Source organism: Pseudomonas sp. NFACC08-1 (assembly GCF_900106735.1).
Lineage (GTDB): Bacteria > Pseudomonadota > Gammaproteobacteria > Pseudomonadales > Pseudomonadaceae > Aquipseudomonas > Aquipseudomonas fluorescens_Q.
Map to the genome: position 1 here is coordinate 12,843 of NZ_FNNL01000027.1, position 17,662 is coordinate 30,504.

A 17,662-nucleotide genomic window follows, 5' to 3' on the forward strand; every position below is an offset into this window, starting at 1 on the left:
TTCGTGCTGCGGGTCGAATCGACAATCAGCTGACACGCGCCTTGCGCACACCATCAGCCAGGGCGGCACACAAACTCAACACGCCATCAATCGCCTGTTCCGCCGTATCGGCATTGGCGATATGGTCGATCAGCGCCGAGCCAACCACCACCCCATCAGCCAATCGTGCGATAGCCGCAGCCTGCTCCGGCGTACGAATACCGAAACCAATGCTGATCGGCAAATCGGTGTGGCGACGCAAGCGCGCCACGGCTTCTTCCACGTGCTCCAACGTCGCGGCACCGGCACCAGTCACACCCGCCACCGACACGTAATATACAAAGCCCGAACTGCCGTTGAGCACCGTCGGCAAACGCACGTCGTCGGTGGTTGGCGTGGTCAGACGGATGAAATCCAAGCCAACTGCCTGGGCCGGTTCGCACAGTTCGCTGTTGTGCTCGGGCGGCATGTCCACAACGATCAGGCCATCCACGCCGGATTCCAGCGCCTCGCCAATGAAACGCTGCACGCCATAACGGTGGATCGGGTTGAAGTACCCCATCAGCACCAGTGGTGTCTCGCTGTTGTCTTTGCGGAACTCACGAACCATCTGCAGGGTTTTCGCCAGATTCTGCTGGGCGCCCAAGGCACGAATATTCGCCAACTGGATCGCCGGGCCGTCGGCCATCGGGTCGGTGAACGGCATGCCCAGCTCGATGACATCGGCACCGGCTGCTGGCAGGCCCTTGAGGATTGCCAGCGACGTGTCGTAGTCCGGGTCGCCAGCCGTGACGAACGTCACCAGGGCAGCACGGTTTTGTTCCTTGAGTTCGGCAAAACGGGTTTGCAGGCGGCTCATCAGTGTTTCTCCTGCTGGGACTGTTCCATGTGATGCATCACGGTTTGCATGTCTTTGTCGCCACGGCCGGACAGGTTGACCACCATCAGGTGATCCTTCGGCAGGTTGGGTGCGCGCTTGAACACTTCTGCCAGGGCATGGGCGCTTTCCAATGCAGGAATGATCCCTTCCAGTCGGCAGCATTTGTGAAAGGCTTCCAGGGCTTCGGCATCGGTCACCGAGGTGTACTGGACGCGGCCAATGTCGTGCAACCAGGCGTGTTCCGGACCGATACCGGGGTAGTCGAGACCTGCGGAAATCGAATGGGCGTCGATGATCTGACCGTCGTCGTCCTGCAACAGGAAGGTGCGGTTGCCGTGCAGTACACCGGGGACGCCGCCGTTCAGGCTCGCCGCGTGCTTACCGGTCTCGATGCCATAACCGGCGGCTTCAACGCCGATGATCTCGACACTCTTGTCGTCCAGGAACGGGTGGAACAGGCCCATGGCGTTGGAGCCGCCGCCGATGCACGCCACCAGACTGTCCGGCAGACGACCTTCCTGGGCTTGCAGTTGATCGCGGGTTTCCTTGCCGATCACGGCCTGGAAGTCGCGCACCATGGCCGGATACGGATGCGGGCCTGCCACGGTGCCGATCAGGTAGAACGTGCTGTCAACGTTGGTGACCCAGTCGCGCAGGGCCTCGTTCATTGCATCTTTCAGGGTACCGGTACCCGCGACCACCGGGATCACTTCGGCGCCCAGCAGCTTCATGCGGAACACGTTGGCCTGCTGGCGCTCGATGTCGGTGGTGCCCATGTAGATCACGCAATCGAGGCCAAAACGCGCGGCCACGGTGGCGGTCGCCACGCCGTGCATGCCGGCGCCGGTCTCGGCGATGATGCGTTTCTTGCCCATGCGCCGCGCCAGCAGGATCTGGCCGATGCAGTTGTTGATCTTGTGCGCGCCGGTGTGATTCAGCTCTTCACGCTTGAGATAGATCTTGGCGCCGCCGCAGTATTCGGTCAGGCGCTCGGCGAAGTAGAGCGGACTTGGACGACCGACGTAATCGCGCTGGAAGTAGGCCAATTCCTCAATGAAGGCAGGATCTTCCTTCGCCACTTCATATTCGCGGGCCAGATCAAGGATCAGCGGCATCAGGGTTTCGGCCACATAGCGGCCACCGAACGCACCGAACAGGCCGTTGGCATCGGGACCGCTGCGCAGGTTGAAAGAGGTCGTGGACTGGGTCATCGGGCGCTCCAAGCAAATGCGTTGAAAGACAATGAGGTTCACTCTACCCCTGACATCCGCCACTGAAAACCGATAAGATCGCCACAACCTGTCAGAAAAACTCACAGATCACATGAGCCACGACCTTCCCCCGCTCAATGCCTTGCGCGCCTTCGAGGCCACCGCCCGCCTGAACAGCGTAAGCCAGGCGGCCGAACAGCTGCACGTCACCCATGGCGCTGTAAGTCGACAGCTGAAGGTGTTGGAAGAACATTTGGGTGTCAGCCTGTTCATCAAGGATGGACGCGGCTTGAAACTCACAGATGCCGGCATGCGCCTGCGTGATGCCAGCACTGACGCGTTCGAGCGGTTACGCAGCGTGTGCGCGGAACTGACGCAAAGCACCGCCGATGCCCCGTTCGTCCTGGGCTGCTCGGGAAGCTTGCTGGCGCGCTGGTTTATTCCCCGCCTGGGCAGGCTCAATGCCGACCTGCCGGATTTGCGCCTGCACCTGTCCGCCGGCGAGGGCGACCTGGACCCCAGGCGACCGGGACTGGACGCCTTGCTGGTATTCGCCGAACCACCCTGGCCGGCCGACATGCAGGTGTATGAACTGGTGAGCGAGCGGATCGGCCCCGTGATGAGCCCGCACTACGCCGGATTTGCCCGCCTGCAGACCGCACCGGCCAGCGCGCTGCTGGACGAATCGTTGCTGCACACCACCTCCCGCCCACAGGCCTGGCCGACCTGGGCACAGCAAAACCACCTTGATCCCCGGGTATTGAAGTTCGGGCAAGGATTCGAGCATCTGTATTATTTGCTGGAGGCCGCCGTAGCGGGGCTCGGCGTGGCGATCGCGCCCGAGCCGCTGGTGGCTGAGGACGTGCGCGCCGGTCGCCTGGTCGCGCCGTGGGGTTTCGATGAAACGGCGGCGCGACTGGCATTGTGGCTACCCAAGCGCGCCGCAGACGGACGTGCTCGGCAATTGGCCCAGTGGCTCAGGCATGAACTGAGCCAACCGACTCAGTCTCCGCGTTTGCACAGCAAGTAAGCAGCCAGCAAACCAAGCGCACCGACCGCGACACCCGCTGTGGTCCATGGGTGTTCCTGCGCGTAGTCGCGTGTGGCGATCCCGGTTTCACGGGTTTTCACCTTGACCTCTTCATACGCGTCGCTGAGCAGATGGCGAGAATGTTTCAGGGCGTTCTCGGCATTGGCCTTGAGCGACTTGAGGGTCTTACGCGACTCGTCCGAAGCATCGTCCTTCAGGCTTTCCAACGACTTGAGCAGACTCTCGATCTCCGCTTCCATGCTTTGCAACGAGGCTTTGCGTAACGAATTGCTGGCCATGGTGGCTCTCTCCTGCAGTGGTTGAGTGGCGTGTGTGAATTGGGACTGCGGTCGTTTCTGAAAGTGCAGTAAATCTGAACTTCAGTGCGCAAACGGCGACACACGTATGACGAAAAATCGCTGCTAGGCTGTTAAAAACAACCAAGGAGAACCTCATGAGTGATCATCACACTTACAAAAAAGTCGAGCTGGTCGGCTCGTCTCCCACCAGCATTGAAGACGCCATCAATAACGCCCTGGCCGAGGCCAGCAAAAGCCTCAAGCACTTGGAGTGGTTCGAAGTCACGGAAACCCGCGGACACATCGAAAACGGTCGGGCCGCGCACTTCCAGGTCACCCTCAAAGTCGGGTTCCGGATTGTGAATAGCTGAGGAACGATGAACTTGCACGCTGGCGGAGTGCCATAGGGAATGGCGATGCGCTATGGTACGCGCATTCTGTTTTTCCCATTACCTGCCCTATTTGATCCGACCAAGGAGTGCGAGCGATGAAAAAACTGATGGTAGCCCTGGGTTTGCTGAGCCTTGCCGGTGGTGCGTTTGCGGCCGGCACGCCCTGCGAAGCGCTGAAAAGCGAAATCGCGACGAAGCTGGATGCCAAGGGCGTGTCAGGTTATTCGCTGGAAATCGTCGATAAAGGCGCAACGACCGACGGAAAAGTCGTAGGCACCTGTGAGGGCGGTACGAAAGAAATCGTCTATAAAAAGTGATTCTTTTCGAACGTCAAAGCCGACGCAGTGCGTCGGCTTTTTTATGCGCGTCATTCAGCCTTTCATGACCTGCGCCAGCAACTCGTATGAGTGCAAACGATCGGCATGCTCGTACAGGTCGCTGGTGAAAATCAGCTCATCGGCCTGGGTTTGCTCGATCAGCACGTCGAGCTTGGCGCGAATCTTCTGCGGACCGCCGACCATGGCCAGTCCCAAGAAATCGCCAACCGCTTCTTTCTCATGGGGCAACCAGAGGCCGTTCATGGTTTCGACCGGCGGACGCTGCACCAGGCTCTGGCCGCGCATCAGCGCCAGGATCCGCTGATACACCGACGTCGCCAGGTAATCGGCCTGTTCATCCGTATCCGCCGCCACCAGCGGCACGCCGAGCATTACATAAGGCTTGTCGAGCACTGCCGACGGCTTGAAATGGTTGCGGTAGATGCGAATTGCCTCGTGCATGTAGCGCGGTGCGAAATGGGAGGCGAACGCGTAGGGCAAACCGCGTTCACCGGCCAGTTGCGCACTGAACAGGCTCGACCCCAGCAACCATACCGGCACGTTGGTGCCGGTGCCGGGCATGGCGATGATGCGTTGGTCCGGGGTGCGCGGGCCGAGGTAGCGCATCAGTTCGGCCACGTCTTCGGGGAAATCGTCCGCGCTGCCGGAGCGCTCGCGACGCAGCGCCCGAGCAGTCATCTGGTCGGAACCGGGCGCACGCCCCAACCCCAGGTCGATTCGACCCGGGTAGAGGCTTTCCAGCGTGCCAAACTGTTCGGCGATGATCAACGGCGCGTGATTGGGCAACATGACGCCGCCGGAGCCGACACGAATGGTCGAAGTCCCCCCCGCCAGATAACCCAGCAGCACCGCCGTCGCGGAGCTGGCGATACCGTCCATGTTGTGGTGTTCGGCCACCCAGAAGCGGGTATAACCGTATTTTTCCACGTGCTGCGCCAGGTCCAGCGAATTGCGCAAGGACTGGGCAGCATTGCCATCGGCGCGGACAGGCACCAGGTCGAGGGTTGAGAATTTCACGTCGGACAGCTGTTTCATGGGCCGGGATCTCCAACGGCGTTCCGGGCTTTTCCCGAGGGCAAAAGCCTGCCGTTTTCTAAAGGTGTGTTCCATGCAATGTGGGCATATACCCGAGTTTCAATAGCTGCGAAGAATTTTCCTACTAAATTCGTCGGCTAATCGACAAGGTGAACTTTTCCGGGCGGTCTATCCTCACAACCCAGACAGCTAAAAAAAATACCCAGGCGCGTCTCGCGCGCCGGATCTTCAGGAGGCAGACATGGCTATCATCAAGAAAGCATCGGCTCATTGGGAAGGTGACCTGAAAACCGGTATCGGTTCCATCTCCACGGAAACCGGTGTGCTGCGCGAAGCGCCCTACGGCTTCAAGGCGCGCTTCGAAGGCGGCAAGGGCACCAACCCAGAGGAATTGATCGGCGCGGCCCATGCCGGCTGCTTTTCCATGGCCTTTTCGATGATCCTCGGCGATGCCGGGCTCAAGGCCGACAGCATCGACACCAACGCAGAAGTGACCCTGGACCAGGTCGATGGCGGTTTCGCGATCACTGCAGTCAAGTTGGTGCTCAAGGCGAAAATCCCCGGCGCCAGCCAGGCGCAATTCGACGAACTGAGCAAGAAGGCCAAGGAAGGATGCCCGGTTTCCAAGGTGCTGAACGCCCAGATCACCCTGGATGCGACGCTGGTGAGCTGACGCATGAAAGGATCGCAGCCTTCGCAGGCGCTGCCGAGGGCTGCGATTTCTTGAATACGGTCGAGCTGTTTACCCTGGCGCAATTATGGTCGAATGAAACCTGCAGTTTCAGCGCACAGGCAGTGCGCGCTGCCATGAGGAATTCGAACATGAAACGATCAGCCCTGGTGGTCATCGGTTGCGCATTCGCTGCATCTGCGCTTGCCGAACCGAAATCCTGTGAAGAGCTGAAAGCGGAAATCGAAGCGAAGATCCAAGCCAATAACGTATCGTCCTACACGTTGGAAATCGTCACCAACGACGAAGTCCACGATCAGAACATGGTGGTGGGCACTTGCGAAAACGGCACGAAGAAAATCATCTACCAGAAGAACGACCGCTAGAACACGCTACGGAACGCAATTGATTTGTCGCTCTTCGGCCACGATTTGACGCTTGGCGTCATAGAGCCGAGCGCTGGGCGTGAACGCCAGGTTGCGAGCCTCCAGCCGATAGCGCTGGCCGGCCTCGAAATGGTCATAACGCACGAGCATGTAGCACAGCCGCTCTTGCGGTTCGGCTTGCATGCCCAGCCCACCACCGCTAAACACTTCGAAGTCGAAGCGCACTTTCAGTTCGTGGCTGCCCGGCGAAACCTGAAAGAACCGGCCGTCTCGCAATCGCTGGCCATCCAGGCTTTCAGCCATCAGCATTTTGCCGCCCGGCATGGGGGTAGCGAAATCGATCCACGCCATGTTCGGATCGACCGGGGGCAGTGGGCTCGTTGCACAACCGCTCATGGAGACCAGGACCAGTAACAGCAGAGGTAAGCGCATGGTGAATTTCCTGAAATCAGACCCTGAGCATAGCGCCAATCACGTTTGTTGGCAGCCCGCCGGCGTACCTTGCCCCACCACCTTGCGTTGCTGATCGTAAAGCTTGGCCCATGGCCGGAAACCAATGCTGCCGGCCTGCAGCTGGTAACGTTGGCCGGCGTTGAAGTCCTTGAATTTCACGTTCAACCGGCAATCGCGCCACAGCGGCTCGGCATCCGGGCCGATGTTGCCGGGCTCGACGGCAAATTGATAACGCACCGTCAGTTCATGGCTGCCGGGTTGCACTTCGAAATAGCGCCGGTCGATGGACGTCTTGTCATCGACTTTTAGCGCTTGCAGCGCGGTGTCCTGCTGGCTTCCCAGGTCGATCCACGCTTGGGATGGATCAGGATCAGGCAAACCGGCGCAACCGGTCAGCAGCAACAGGCCGCTCGTCAGCATCAACACGCGCATAGCGAAGCTCCAGGCAAGCGAGATAGTCTTGTGGGCAGACTTCCCAGGGTGATTCCAATTGATCAGGCCGCATTCAAGCCATCGGTTACTCGACCGTGCTTTCCGGATTTTGTTTCCAGGCCTCCTGCTTTTGTTACTGAACGGTTGCTCAAGCGTCGGTTATTACAGCCAGCTCGTCGGTGGGCAATTGCGGTTGTTGCAAGCCCGGGAGCCTATCGACCAAGTCATTGCCGACCCTGCTCGCGATGCTCAACTGAAGGCGCACCTGACCCAGGCGCGTGAGGCACGGACGTTCGCCAGTGATCACCTGCATTTGCCGGACAATAAAAGTTATCGCCTGTATGCAGACATTGGCCGGCCGTTCGTAGTCTGGAATGTCTTCACCACGCCAGAGTTTTCCCTGGCACCGCAAAATCATTGCTTCCCCATTGCCGGTTGCGTGGCTTATCGCGGTTATTACAGCCAGGGAGCCGCCCGTGGCGAGGCCGCATTGCAGCGTTTGCAGGGCATGGACGTGTCGATCGGTGGTGTGGAGGCCTACTCGACATTGGGTTGGTTCAACGATCCGATCCTGAGTTCGATGATGCATTGGGGCGACGAACGCCTGGCGACGCTGATCTTTCATGAACTGGCGCACCAGCGGTTTTATGTCAAGGACGACACCGAATTCAATGAGTCCTTCGCCACCTTCGTCGAGCAGGAAGGCAGCCGGCAATGGCGCGCCAGTCGTGGGCTGGCGCCGGATAACGGTAAGCAGGCGCGCCAGCGCGACCAATTCATCCAATTGATTCTCGACACCCGCCAGCGCCTGGAAGCGCTCTACACCCAACCCCTGCCGACCGAACAGATGCGACAACGCAAGGCACAGGCATTCGAACGCCTGCGCACCGACTATGAGCGGTTGCGGGACACTCAATGGGCCGGTGACAAACGCTACGATGCCTGGGTCTATGCCCCACTGAACAATGCACGGCTGCTGCCGTTCGGGCTGTATGACCAGTGGGTGCCGGCGTTTGCGGCGCTGTTCAGGCGGGAGGGCGGGGACTGGATCAGGTTTTACGCAGCGGTGGCAAAGCTCGGCAAATTGCCGATAGAGGAACGCAAGGCGGCCTTGAAGGCGTTGGCAGCGCCGAAGACTTCTGCAGATTAGGCAGACGTCATCGCGAGCAAGCTCGCACAGGGGCATCCCCAAATCCCGTGGCGAGGGAGCTTGCTCCCGCTCGGCTGCGCAGCAGTCGTCGCTTTATAGGGCCGCTTCGCGACCCAGCGGGAGCAAGCTCCCTCGCCACCCCCCCCAGCACAAAAAAGGGCATACCGATTCATCGGTATGCCCTTTTGATTGCCGCTTTCTTCCCCCTGGCTGAGGTACTTGCAGCAATTACGGGTTGACGCTTTCTTTCAGGAACTTGCCTGGTTTAAAGGCAACGGTGTTGCTGGCCTTGATCTTCACCGGCTCACCGGTCTGTGGGTTTTTGCCAGTGCGGGCGCCGCGGTGGCGTTGCAGGAAAGTGCCGAAACCCACCAGGGTGACGCTATCCTTGCGGTGCAGGGCGCCGGTGATTTCCTCGAGGACGGCGTTGAGGACGCGGTTGGCTTGTTCTTTGGTGAGGTCTGCTTTTTCCGCGATAGCGGCGGCGAGTTCTGGTTTACGCATGAATGAAGCCCCTTTGACGGTTTTTTTGTTGTTATGTCCGTGCCGTTCTCTTTGGAACGGCCCCTAAGGCGCCGCAGGCTCTACTCTGCGGCAGACGGGAGTGAGGATGGCACGGTGCCGAAAACGGCGCCAGTGGCCGGGCGACCTTTGTGGGACCAAAAGTAGGGTTTTTGCGACAGAACGACCAGTATTTACGCCAGCAGGGGTGGAAGTTTCTTGTTCAGTGCCAGTTTCTCCATCACCGCCGTGCCTGTCAGGGCGTACCCCAACAGATTGCCTTGAGCGTCGCGGCATAGCGCCTTGATGTCCGCGCCCTGCCCTTCGACACTCCACACGCCCTCGCTACCTCGCGGTGGTGGCGACACCACCAGTGGGCACACCGGGGTTTTCACGGTAATCGGCATGGCGCCGTAGCTGACGGCCGTCGGGTTGCCGGCCAGGGTCTGGGCCAGGGCCCGGGCGCAGCTCATCAGTGGCATGACGTACAGCAGGTTCAAGCCGTCGACCTCGGCGCAGTCGCCCAGAGCGTAGATGTTAGCGTGGGAGGTCTTGAGGTGACGGTCGACCACCACGCCGCGATTGACCACCAGGCCGGCAGCGGCGGCCAGGTCGATGCGGGGACGCAAGCCGATGGCCGAGACCACCAGGTCACAGGCAATCACCTGGCCGTCGGACAAGTGGGCTTCCAACCCATCGGCGACCCGTTGCAGGCGATTGAGCACCGGCCCCAGGTGGAAGCGCGCGCCGAGGCTTTCCAGCCCGGCCTGTACAGCCGCAGCGGCGGCCGGGTGCAGCAGGGTCGGCATGACTTGCTCGCACGGCGCCACCAATTGCACTTCATAGCCACCCAGGATCAGGTCGTTGGCGAACTCGCAGCCAATCAGCCCGGCGCCGAGCAGCAGCACGCGACGTTTGCCAGTCGCCGCTACGCGAAAGCGTGCGTAGTCTTCCAGGTCGTTGATGGGGAAGATCAGGTCCGCGGCATCGCCCTGCGCCGGCACGCGCACGGTTTCGGCGCCCCAGGCCAGGATCAGGTCGCGGTAGCTCACCGCTTCTTCGCCGATCCACAGCCGTTTGTGGCCCGGGTCGATGCCGCTGATGCGGGTATGGGTGCGCACTTCGGCCTTCAGTTGCTCGGCCATGGTCCCGGGCTCGGCCATGCTCAGGCCGTCGGCGTCTTTGTTTTTGCCAAAGCCCGTGGAAAGCATGGGCTTGGAGTACGAGCGACCGTCATCGGCGCTGATCAGCAGCAATGGGGTTTCGCTGTCGAGTTTGCGAAATTCCCGGGCCAGGTTGTAACCGGCCAGCCCCGTACCGACGATGACGACAGGTGCGCTCATGCTGCTCTCCATGTGATGCTTTCCATGCCAGTTGAGAAACGATCAGTTGATTTCGATCATTTCGAAATCCATCTTGCCGACGCCGCAGTCCGGGCACAGCCAGTCTGCCGGTACGTCTTCCCAACGGGTGCCAGGTGCGATGCCATCATCCGGCCAACCGTCGGCTTCGTTGTAGATCAGGCCGCAGACGATACATTGCCACTTTTTCATTCAGGTACTTCCTCAGGTGTCAGGCGTTTGCCGGTATAGGGTCGCTCGAGGCTGTTTTCCGGCTCAGGGCGTTTTGTACTGATCGGTCGTCGCAGATGCAAGCACGATCGGCAGTGCAGCAGGCCGGAGCCGTCAAAATCGGCGACCGTCATGGTAAGCTCGCGGCCTCATTTGTTGCCTATCAAGACCCTCGTGCCGCATACAAATTCGATATTTCCAACACTCCAATGGCTGCCCCAACCCCTGCTGTCGCCCCGGCCCGATGCGGGTGTCCTCGACTGGCTGTTCGACGAAGGCTCCCTGACCCGGCGCCTGACGCGCCTGTCGGACGGCCATTTCAGCGTGACGCCGTTGTTCGAAGGCTGGCAGCCACTGCGCGCCGACGAATGCGCCGCCCTGGACCTGGCCGAGGGTAGCGAAGGCTGGGTACGCGAGGTGTATCTGCGCGGCCATGACCAGCCGTGGGTGTTCGCCCGCAGTGTGGCGGCGCGCAGCGCCTTGCAGGGTGACGGCTTGCAGATGGACGAACTGGGCAGCCGTTCCCTGGGGGAGTTGCTATTTTGTGACCAGGCGTTCCAGCGCCGAGCCATCGAAGTTTGCCATTACCCCGACGCCGGGTTGCCCGAAGAAGTGCGCGCCAGCGGGCTGTGGGGTCGCCGCTCACGTTTCGACCGCGGTGCATTGAGCGTGCTGGTGGCGGAAATTTTCCTGCCGCGCCTGTGGACCGTCGCCCGTGCCTATTCGGAGAATTGCTGATGTACGTGCAACTGCTCAAATCCTTGAACCGCCTGAACCCGCGGGCCTGGGACTTCGTGCAACTGACCCGCATGGACAAGCCCATTGGCATCTACCTGCTGCTGTGGCCGACGTTGTGGGCGCTGTGGATTGCCGGTGAAGGCTCACCGTCCATCGCCAACCTGGTGATTTTCGTCCTCGGCGTGGTGCTGACCCGCGCCGGCGGCTGTGTGATCAATGACTGGGCCGACCGCAAGGTGGACGGTCACGTCAAGCGCACCGAGCAGCGCCCGCTGGTGAGCGGCAAGATCAGTTCGAAAGAGGCGCTGGTGTTCTTCGCCGTGCTGATGAGCGTGAGTTTCCTGCTGGTGCTGTGCACCAACGCCCCGACTATCCTGCTCTCCCTCGGTGGCTTGGCGCTGGCGTTCAGCTACCCGTTCATGAAGCGCTATACCTACTACCCGCAAGTGGTCCTGGGCGCGGCGTTCTCCTGGGGCATGCCGATGGCGTTCACCGCCGAAACCGGTCACCTGCCGGCCGCCGCCTGGTTGCTGTACATCGCCAACCTGCTGTGGACGGTGGGCTACGACACCTATTACGCAATGACCGACCGGGACGATGACTTGCGAATCGGGGTGAAGTCCACGGCGATCCTGTTTGGCGATGCCGACCGGGTGATCATCCTGACGTTGCAAGGCCTGGCACTGGGCTGCCTGTTGCTGGCCGGGGCGAAGTTCCAACTGGGCGGCTGGTTCCACCTGGGGCTGGTGGCCGCTGCCGCGTGCTTCGCCTGGGAGTTCTGGTACACCCGTGGCAGGGACCGGATACGCTGCTTCCAGGCGTTTTTGCACAACCATTGGGCCGGGTTGGCGATTTTCGTGGGGATTGTGCTGGATTATGCGTTGCGCTGAGGCCTATGACCCAGCGGTGAACCTTGGGTCATGAAAGCCTTTGTGGCGAGGGAGCTTGCTCCCGCTCGGTTGCGCAGCAACCGCAAAATCTTGGGGCCGCTACGCAGCCCAGCGGGAGCAAGCTCCCTCGCCACAAGAGCATCCGCTCGGCGCCGTGCCCGTCAGTGGGGCTTGGCGACCTTCCAGGCGCCGTCCATCAAGCCGTCACCGGTCATGTCACCGGCCTTTGTATCCTTCACAAAGGTGTACAGCGGCTTGCCATCGTAGGCCCACTGCTTCTTTCGGTCATCGCGGGTGATCACGGTCCATTTGCCCATGGACTTGTCGCTTTCTTCGGCCATGAGCGGCGGCCAGTTGGCGGCGCACTTGTCGTTGCACATCGACTTGCCGCCCGAGTCTTTGGCAAACGTATACAACGTCATGTTTTGGTGGTCCGTCAGTATGTCCTTCTCTTTATCGACCATCGCCGGCTCAGCCGCGAATGCCCATGTCGGCAGCGCCAGGGCAGCCGTTACCGCCAGTGCCCGGATGGATTGGGTAAGGTAAGTCATGGAAACCTTCTTGTGTGGTTGTCAGGATTCGGACTGAAAAGCGTAGCCCAGGATCCCTTTCACCGCCCGCCCACGAAATAACTGTCACACGACTGCAATAATTCCGTTATCTAATGCGGCGCAAGACAGTTAAATGACAAGAGGATTACCCCATGGTTGGCAGGAGCATTCTGATCGTCGACGACGAGGCGCCCATCCGCGAGATGATCGCCGTTGCGTTGGAGATGGCCGGCTATGACTGCATGGAAGCAGAAAACTCTCAACAGGCCCACGCCATCATCGTCGACCGCAAGCCCGACCTGATTCTGTTGGACTGGATGCTGCCCGGCACTTCGGGCATCGAACTGGCGCGACGCCTCAAGCGCGACGAGCTGACCGGTGATATTCCGATCATCATGCTCACCGCCAAGGGCGAAGAGGACAACAAGATCCAGGGCCTGGAAGTGGGCGCCGACGACTACATCACCAAGCCGTTTTCCCCACGGGAGCTGGTGGCGCGCCTGAAGGCCGTGCTGCGCCGCGCTGGCCCCACCGACGGCGAAGCACCGATCGAAGTCGGCGGCCTGCTGCTGGACCCCATCAGTCACCGCGTGACCATCGACGGCAAGCCCGCCGAGATGGGCCCCACCGAATACCGCCTGCTGCAATTTTTCATGACCCACCAGGAGCGTGCCTACACCCGGGGCCAACTGCTGGACCAGGTCTGGGGCGGTAACGTCTACGTGGAAGAGCGCACCGTGGATGTGCACATCCGACGCCTGCGCAAGGCCCTCGGCGACGCCTACGAAAATCTGGTACAAACCGTGCGCGGCACCGGTTATCGTTTTTCTACCAAGGCCTGATCCGAGCCCTTACCGCCCGACAAGCTGACAAGGACGCGCGTCACGTGAATCAAAACTGGCATGGCACCCTGATTCGCCACATGTTGTTGCTGGTGACCGGCTGTCTGGTGATCGGCTTGATCAGCGGCTACTACGGCTGGAGCCTGGCCGCGGGCCTGGGGCTTTACCTGGCCTGGACCCTCAAGCAATTGTTGCGCCTGCATGAATGGCTGCGCCTGCACCAACCCGACGAAGCCCCGCCCGACGGCTATGGCCTGTGGGGTGAGGTGTTCGACAGCATTTACCACCTGCAACGGCGCGACCAGCGCGTGCGCGGGCGCCTGCAAGCGGTGATCGACCGTGTCCAGGAGTCCACTGCGGCACTCAAAGACGCCGTGATCATGCTCGACAGCGATGGCAACCTGGAATGGTGGAACCGCGCCGCCGAAACCTTGTTGGGCCTCAAGACGCCACAGGACAGCGGCCAGCCGGTGACCAACCTGGTACGTCATCCGCGCTTCAAGGAATATTTCGAGCAGGCCAATTACGCCGAGCCCCTGGAAATTCCTTCGCCCACCAATGATCGGCTACGTATCCAGCTGTACATCACGCGCTATGGCAACAATGAGCATTTGATGCTGGTACGCGACGTCACGCGTATCCATCAGTTGGAACAGATGCGCAAGGACTTCATCGCCAACGTCTCCCACGAACTGCGCACGCCATTGACGGTGATCTGTGGTTATCTGGAAACCCTGCTCGACAACGTCGAGGAAGTGAACCCGCGCTGGAGCCGGGCCTTGCAGCAGATGCACCAGCAAAGCGGGCGCATGCAGACCCTGCTCAACGACTTGCTGCTGCTGGCGAAGCTGGAAGCCACCGATTACCCGTCGGACAACCAGCCAGTGCCCATCGACGATCTGCTGCAAACCATTGTCGAAGACGCGCAGGAACTGTCCGGCTCCAAGCAGCAGACCATCACCCTGGAAGCCGACGCGGCCGTGCAGCTCAAAGGCAGCGAGGCGGAACTGCGCAGTGCGTTTTCCAACCTGGTGTTCAACGCGGTCAAATACACGCCGGAGCAAGGCCGGATCCATGTGCGCTGGTGGGGCGATGAGCAAGGCGCGCACCTGAGCGTGCGTGATTCGGGCATTGGCATCGACAGCAAACACCTGCCGCGCCTGACCGAACGCTTCTACCGTGTCGACTCCAGCCGCAACTCCAATACCGGCGGCACCGGGCTGGGCCTGGCCATTGTCAAACACGTCCTGCTGCGCCATCGCGCCCGCATGGAAATCAGCAGCGTACCCGGCCATGGCAGCACCTTTACCTGCCATTTCGCTCCGACCCAGGTGGTTCGCGCACGCCTCGCCCGCCCCGCTGATTGAGCACGCCCCCTAGGCAATCGTCGAGTCAGCCGCTACATTGACTGACTTGTGCCTGCCTTTTCAGGCGCTCATTTTCAATTCCTACGACTATACGGAACCCGCAAAACTCCATCATGGACCCTTCCCCTGGCTTGTCCCTCGTCACACTCTTCGCCGAATTCGGCATGATTCTTTTTGCTCTGATCCTGGTTTTGCTCAACGGTTTTTTCGTTGCGGCCGAATTCGCCATGGTCAAGCTGCGCTCGACCCGGGTCGAAGCCATTGCCGAGCAGAACGGCTGGCGCGGGCACATCCTGCGCACCGTTCATAGCCAGCTCGACGCTTACCTGTCGGCGTGCCAGTTGGGTATCACCCTGGCCTCCCTGGGCCTGGGCTGGGTCGGTGAGCCGGCGTTCGCCCATATCCTCGAGCCGTTGCTGGGCGCGGTCGGCGTACAGTCGCCGGAAGTGATCAAGGGCGTGTCGTTCTTCACCGCGTTCTTCATCATTTCGTACCTGCACATCGTGGTCGGTGAACTGGCGCCCAAATCCTGGGCCATTCGCAAACCCGAGCTGCTGTCGCTGTGGACCGCCGTGCCGCTGTACCTGTTCTACTGGGCGATGTACCCGGCGATCTACCTGCTCAACGCCAGCGCCAACGCCATCCTGCGCATCGCCGGCCAAGGCGAACCCGGCCCGCATCACGAGCACCATTACAGCCGCGAAGAACTGAAACTGATCCTGCACTCCAGCCGTGGCCAGGACCCGAGCGACCAGGGCATGCGCGTGCTGGCCTCGGCCGTGGAAATGGGCGAGCTGGAAGTGGTGGACTGGGCCAACTCCCGGGAAGACCTGGTGACGCTGGAGTTCAACGCGCCGCTCAAGGAAATCCTGGCGATGTTCCGGCGCCACAAGTTCAGCCGTTATCCGGTGTACGACAGCGAGCGCCAGGAGTTCGTCGGCCTGCTGCACATCAAGGACCTGCTGCTGGAACTGGCGGCCCTGGATCACATTCCCGAGTCGTTCAACCTGGCCGAACTGACCCGGCCGCTGGAGCGGGTGTCGCGGCACATGCCGCTATCGCAATTGCTGGAGCAGTTCCGCAAGGGCGGTTCGCACTTCGCCTTGGTCGAGGAAGCCGACGGCAACATCATCGGTTACCTGACCATGGAAGACGTGCTGGAAGTGTTGGTGGGTGACATCCAGGACGAACACCGCAAAGCCGAACGCGGCATCCTGGCCTACCAGCCGGGCAAGCTGCTGGTACGGGGTGATACGCCGCTGTTCAAGGTCGAGCGCCTGCTGGGGATCGACCTGGACCACATTGAAGCCGAAACCTTGGCTGGGTTGGTCTATGAAACCCTCAAGCGCGTGCCGGAAGAGGAAGAAGTGCTGGAAGTCGAAGGCCTGCGGATCATCATCAAGAAGATGAAAGGACCCAAGATCATCCTGGCGAAGGTGTTGATGCTCGATTGAGTATCGACCGGCCCCCAAGCCTCTAACACGATCCCTGTGGCGAGGGAGCTTGCTCCCGCTGGGCAGCGAAGCGGCCCCAAAAGCGACGACTGCTTCGCAGCCGAGCGGGAGCAAGCTCCCTCGCCACAGGGGATCGGCGTGACCTGGATTATTGCTTGCCCAACGCAAAGTTGGGCAGGTCACCCACCGGTTGATTGAACTGGTAGGGAATCGACACCAGCCCCAGGCCGGTATTGCGCTGCACCACGAAATGCAGGTGCGGGCCTGAGCTGTTGCCGGTGTTGCCCGACAACGCCAGCGGCGTGCCCACCCCGACCCGCTGCCCTTCCCGTACGCTCACCGAACCTTTCTGCAAGTGCAGGTAGACGCCCATGGTCCCGTCATCGTGCAGCACCCGCACGAAGTTGCCCGAAGGGTCGTCCCCGCGGCCGGTCTGCTCGTTTTCGGTCTTGATGACCACGCCGCCCCGCGCCGCGATGATCGGCGTGCCCACGGGCATGGCAATGTCCATGGCGTAGCGGTTCTTCGGGCCGTAATGGCTGTACTGGCCGTTGGCACCCTGGCTCAGCCGGAACGGCCCGCCACGCCACGGTAACGGGTACTGATAAGCCTGTGCCGCGCCGGCGGGGTCGCCCAGGGAATATTCGAACCTTGGGGTGTAGACCAGCGGCCTCCCGGGCTGAGTGGCCGTGAGCAGCGCCAGGCGCAGGTTGCTGCGCGCCGGCAGCACCCGACGAATCGGCCTGCTCGGTGCCCCGCTGACGTTGCGAAGCCCGGCGAAACTCAACTCGATCTCCACCGGCGCATACAAATCGTTGCGCACGAACACCGCGTCCGCGCCATTCTGCTTCTTGATATCCAGGAACACCTGTCGCTCCAGGCGCTCGACCATGCGGTCGCGGAACACGAACACCTGGGCGCCCTTGCTGGGGCGGTCGCTATAGGACACCACGCCATTGGCATCGGTGGATTTGTAGATCGTCATGGCCACGGCCGAGGTGGAGGTGGAGGCCAGGACAAGACCACAGGCAAACAGCAGGGGAGCGAGCATGGGTAAAGTTCTGTCGAAAAATGAAGGCCTGCACAGCAGCCTAGCAGCTGGGATGGACCAGCGTAGTCGACGGATGTTTCAAAATTGGATCAGCGATCGGTGTTGGTGATCGTTCCTACGCTCTGCGTCACTAGTGTCCGGTAAAATCTTTTCAGAGCTGAAGGTTACCTTGGGTAGCCTTCAGCTCTGTTTGCTTCTGCCTTCGGTCTTCAAGGCGTTCGATGCTCAATGGGCGTTCGAACAAGCTGTGGGTCAGCCTAATAGCAAAGTCTGAAATAGGCCCCGAACATCCTGAGCGGTGCTGATAAAGGTGCAGCAAAAGGTAGGTAATCAAGGCGCTGTAGATCTGCAGACGAACGGCATTTTCGGAGAAGCCGAAATATCGTTTTAACTTGAGGTTTTGCTTGATCCACTTGAAAAACAACTCGATCTGCCAACGTTG

24 protein-coding genes are annotated in these 17,662 nt (G+C 60.8%); 11 read left to right on the forward strand and 13 right to left on the reverse strand.

The annotated features are described in order from the left end of the window. Positions 1–25: 25 nt before the first annotated feature. Both trpA and trpB read right to left on the reverse strand, forming a co-directional pair. Positions 26–838 (reverse strand): tryptophan synthase subunit alpha, encoded by an 813-nt coding sequence (gene trpA / locus BLU76_RS29895; protein WP_092225702.1) that lies wholly within the window; start codon positions 836–838, stop codon positions 26–28. Beyond that, positions 838–2,070, reverse strand: coding sequence for a tryptophan synthase subunit beta (gene trpB / locus BLU76_RS29900; RefSeq protein WP_092225704.1), 1,233 nt, complete (start codon positions 2,068–2,070; stop codon positions 838–840). Before trpB ends, trpA begins: the two co-directional genes overlap by 1 nt. Before the next feature lie 112 nt (positions 2,071–2,182). Here trpB and BLU76_RS29905 point away from each other — a divergent pair, with 112 nt between their 5' ends. Next, positions 2,183–3,100, forward strand: a complete 918-nt coding sequence (locus tag BLU76_RS29905) for a LysR family transcriptional regulator (protein WP_063323535.1) — start codon at positions 2,183–2,185, stop codon at positions 3,098–3,100. On the opposite strand, the gene BLU76_RS29910 is transcribed toward BLU76_RS29905, so the two are convergent. Continuing rightward, positions 3,073–3,399 carry an ElaB/YgaM/YqjD family protein gene (locus BLU76_RS29910; protein WP_003196426.1) on the reverse strand — a complete coding sequence of 109 codons (327 nt, stop codon included), beginning with the start codon at positions 3,397–3,399 and terminating at the stop codon, positions 3,073–3,075. The genes BLU76_RS29905 and BLU76_RS29910 overlap by 28 nt on opposite strands. Positions 3,400–3,554: 155 nt before the next feature. Here BLU76_RS29910 and BLU76_RS29915 point away from each other — a divergent pair, with 155 nt between their 5' ends. Together BLU76_RS29915 and BLU76_RS29920 are read left to right on the forward strand one after the other, a co-directional pair. Then, positions 3,555–3,770, forward strand: coding sequence for a dodecin (locus BLU76_RS29915; protein ID WP_003196424.1), 216 nt, complete (start codon positions 3,555–3,557; stop codon positions 3,768–3,770). Positions 3,771–3,886: 116 nt separating this feature from the next. Then, on the forward strand, positions 3,887–4,108 hold the full coding sequence (locus tag BLU76_RS29920; RefSeq protein WP_092225708.1) for a DUF1161 domain-containing protein: 222 nt from the start codon (positions 3,887–3,889) through the stop codon (positions 4,106–4,108). 54 nt (positions 4,109–4,162) lie between these two features. On the opposite strand, the gene BLU76_RS29925 is transcribed toward BLU76_RS29920, so the two are convergent. Next, the gene (locus BLU76_RS29925) at positions 4,163–5,164 is read right to left on the reverse strand and encodes an LLM class flavin-dependent oxidoreductase (protein WP_063323537.1); all 1,002 of its coding nucleotides are present in this window, start codon (positions 5,162–5,164) and stop codon (positions 4,163–4,165) included. A gap of 241 nt (positions 5,165–5,405) precedes the next feature. On the opposite strand from BLU76_RS29925, the gene BLU76_RS29930 reads away from it, so the two are divergent. Then, on the forward strand, positions 5,406–5,837 hold the full coding sequence (locus tag BLU76_RS29930) for an OsmC family protein (RefSeq protein WP_092150685.1): 432 nt from the start codon (positions 5,406–5,408) through the stop codon (positions 5,835–5,837). A gap of 149 nt (positions 5,838–5,986) precedes the next feature. Continuing rightward, the gene (locus tag BLU76_RS29935) at positions 5,987–6,220 is read left to right on the forward strand and encodes a DUF1161 domain-containing protein (RefSeq protein WP_092150682.1); all 234 of its coding nucleotides are present in this window, start codon (positions 5,987–5,989) and stop codon (positions 6,218–6,220) included. 6 nt (positions 6,221–6,226) lie between these two features. Here the strand turns inward: BLU76_RS29935 and BLU76_RS29940 are convergent, their stop codons facing one another. Together BLU76_RS29940 and BLU76_RS29945 are read right to left on the reverse strand one after the other, a co-directional pair. Then, a complete protein-coding gene (locus BLU76_RS29940; RefSeq protein WP_063323539.1) occupies positions 6,227–6,652 on the reverse strand; it encodes a PA0061/PA0062 family lipoprotein in 426 nt (141 codons plus the stop codon). A gap of 39 nt (positions 6,653–6,691) precedes the next feature. Further along, on the reverse strand, positions 6,692–7,105 hold the full coding sequence (locus tag BLU76_RS29945; RefSeq protein ID WP_092150679.1) for a PA0061/PA0062 family lipoprotein: 414 nt from the start codon (positions 7,103–7,105) through the stop codon (positions 6,692–6,694). Positions 7,106–7,163: 58 nt separating this feature from the next. Between BLU76_RS29945 and BLU76_RS29950 the strand changes: the two genes are divergently transcribed. After that, positions 7,164–8,255, forward strand: a complete 1,092-nt coding sequence (locus BLU76_RS29950) for an aminopeptidase (protein ID WP_092225710.1) — start codon at positions 7,164–7,166, stop codon at positions 8,253–8,255. A 228-nt stretch (positions 8,256–8,483) separates the two neighbouring features. On the opposite strand, the gene BLU76_RS29955 is transcribed toward BLU76_RS29950, so the two are convergent. The 4 genes from BLU76_RS29955 to BLU76_RS31655 all read right to left on the reverse strand — a co-directional run bounded on the left by BLU76_RS29955 (position 8,484) and on the right by BLU76_RS31655 (position 10,461). Beyond that, positions 8,484–8,759: an HU family DNA-binding protein gene (locus BLU76_RS29955; RefSeq protein WP_063323541.1), complete on the reverse strand. Its 276-nt coding sequence runs from the start codon at positions 8,757–8,759 to the stop codon at positions 8,484–8,486. Positions 8,760–8,950: 191 nt separating this feature from the next. After that, positions 8,951–10,099, reverse strand: a complete 1,149-nt coding sequence (locus BLU76_RS29960; RefSeq protein ID WP_092225718.1) for an NAD(P)/FAD-dependent oxidoreductase — start codon at positions 10,097–10,099, stop codon at positions 8,951–8,953. Positions 10,100–10,141: 42 nt separating this feature from the next. Further along, entirely contained in the window at positions 10,142–10,309 is a 168-nt protein-coding gene (locus tag BLU76_RS29965) for a rubredoxin (RefSeq protein WP_003177199.1), read from the reverse strand. Beyond that, entirely contained in the window at positions 10,306–10,461 is a 156-nt protein-coding gene (locus tag BLU76_RS31655; protein ID WP_158265817.1) for a hypothetical protein, read from the reverse strand. The genes BLU76_RS29965 and BLU76_RS31655 overlap by 4 nt, the downstream gene beginning before the upstream one ends. A gap of 40 nt (positions 10,462–10,501) precedes the next feature. Here BLU76_RS31655 and BLU76_RS29970 point away from each other — a divergent pair, with 40 nt between their 5' ends. Together BLU76_RS29970 and ubiA are read left to right on the forward strand one after the other, a co-directional pair. Further along, the gene (locus BLU76_RS29970) at positions 10,502–11,065 is read left to right on the forward strand and encodes a chorismate--pyruvate lyase family protein (RefSeq protein ID WP_092150700.1); all 564 of its coding nucleotides are present in this window, start codon (positions 10,502–10,504) and stop codon (positions 11,063–11,065) included. Then, positions 11,065–11,955, forward strand: coding sequence for a 4-hydroxybenzoate octaprenyltransferase (ubiA, locus tag BLU76_RS29975; RefSeq protein WP_092225712.1), 891 nt, complete (start codon positions 11,065–11,067; stop codon positions 11,953–11,955). Before BLU76_RS29970 ends, ubiA begins: the two co-directional genes overlap by 1 nt. A 161-nt stretch (positions 11,956–12,116) precedes the next feature. Here ubiA and BLU76_RS29980 read toward each other — a convergent pair whose 3' ends face one another. Next, complete coding sequence (locus tag BLU76_RS29980) at positions 12,117–12,506, reverse strand: COG4315 family predicted lipoprotein (protein ID WP_092225714.1); 390 nt, start codon at positions 12,504–12,506, stop codon at positions 12,117–12,119. Between the two features lie 152 nt (positions 12,507–12,658). On the opposite strand from BLU76_RS29980, the gene phoB reads away from it, so the two are divergent. From phoB to BLU76_RS29995, 3 genes are all read left to right on the forward strand, one after another. After that, positions 12,659–13,348: a phosphate regulon transcriptional regulator PhoB gene (gene phoB / locus BLU76_RS29985; RefSeq protein WP_003177195.1), complete on the forward strand. Its 690-nt coding sequence runs from the start codon at positions 12,659–12,661 to the stop codon at positions 13,346–13,348. Positions 13,349–13,428: 80 nt separating this feature from the next. Further along, positions 13,429–14,715 (forward strand): phosphate regulon sensor histidine kinase PhoR, encoded by a 1,287-nt coding sequence (gene phoR, locus BLU76_RS29990; RefSeq protein ID WP_256572599.1) that lies wholly within the window; start codon positions 13,429–13,431, stop codon positions 14,713–14,715. A 113-nt stretch (positions 14,716–14,828) separates the two neighbouring features. Then, positions 14,829–16,169: a hemolysin family protein gene (locus tag BLU76_RS29995; protein WP_014335895.1), complete on the forward strand. Its 1,341-nt coding sequence runs from the start codon at positions 14,829–14,831 to the stop codon at positions 16,167–16,169. A 148-nt stretch (positions 16,170–16,317) separates the two neighbouring features. Here BLU76_RS29995 and BLU76_RS30000 read toward each other — a convergent pair whose 3' ends face one another. After that, the gene (locus tag BLU76_RS30000; protein WP_092225716.1) at positions 16,318–17,220 is read right to left on the reverse strand and encodes a peptidoglycan DD-metalloendopeptidase family protein; all 903 of its coding nucleotides are present in this window, start codon (positions 17,218–17,220) and stop codon (positions 16,318–16,320) included. A 151-nt stretch (positions 17,221–17,371) separates the two neighbouring features. Beyond that, a partial coding sequence (locus BLU76_RS32475; RefSeq protein WP_218190257.1) for a transposase occupies positions 17,372–17,662 on the reverse strand: 291 nt, incomplete at its 5' end.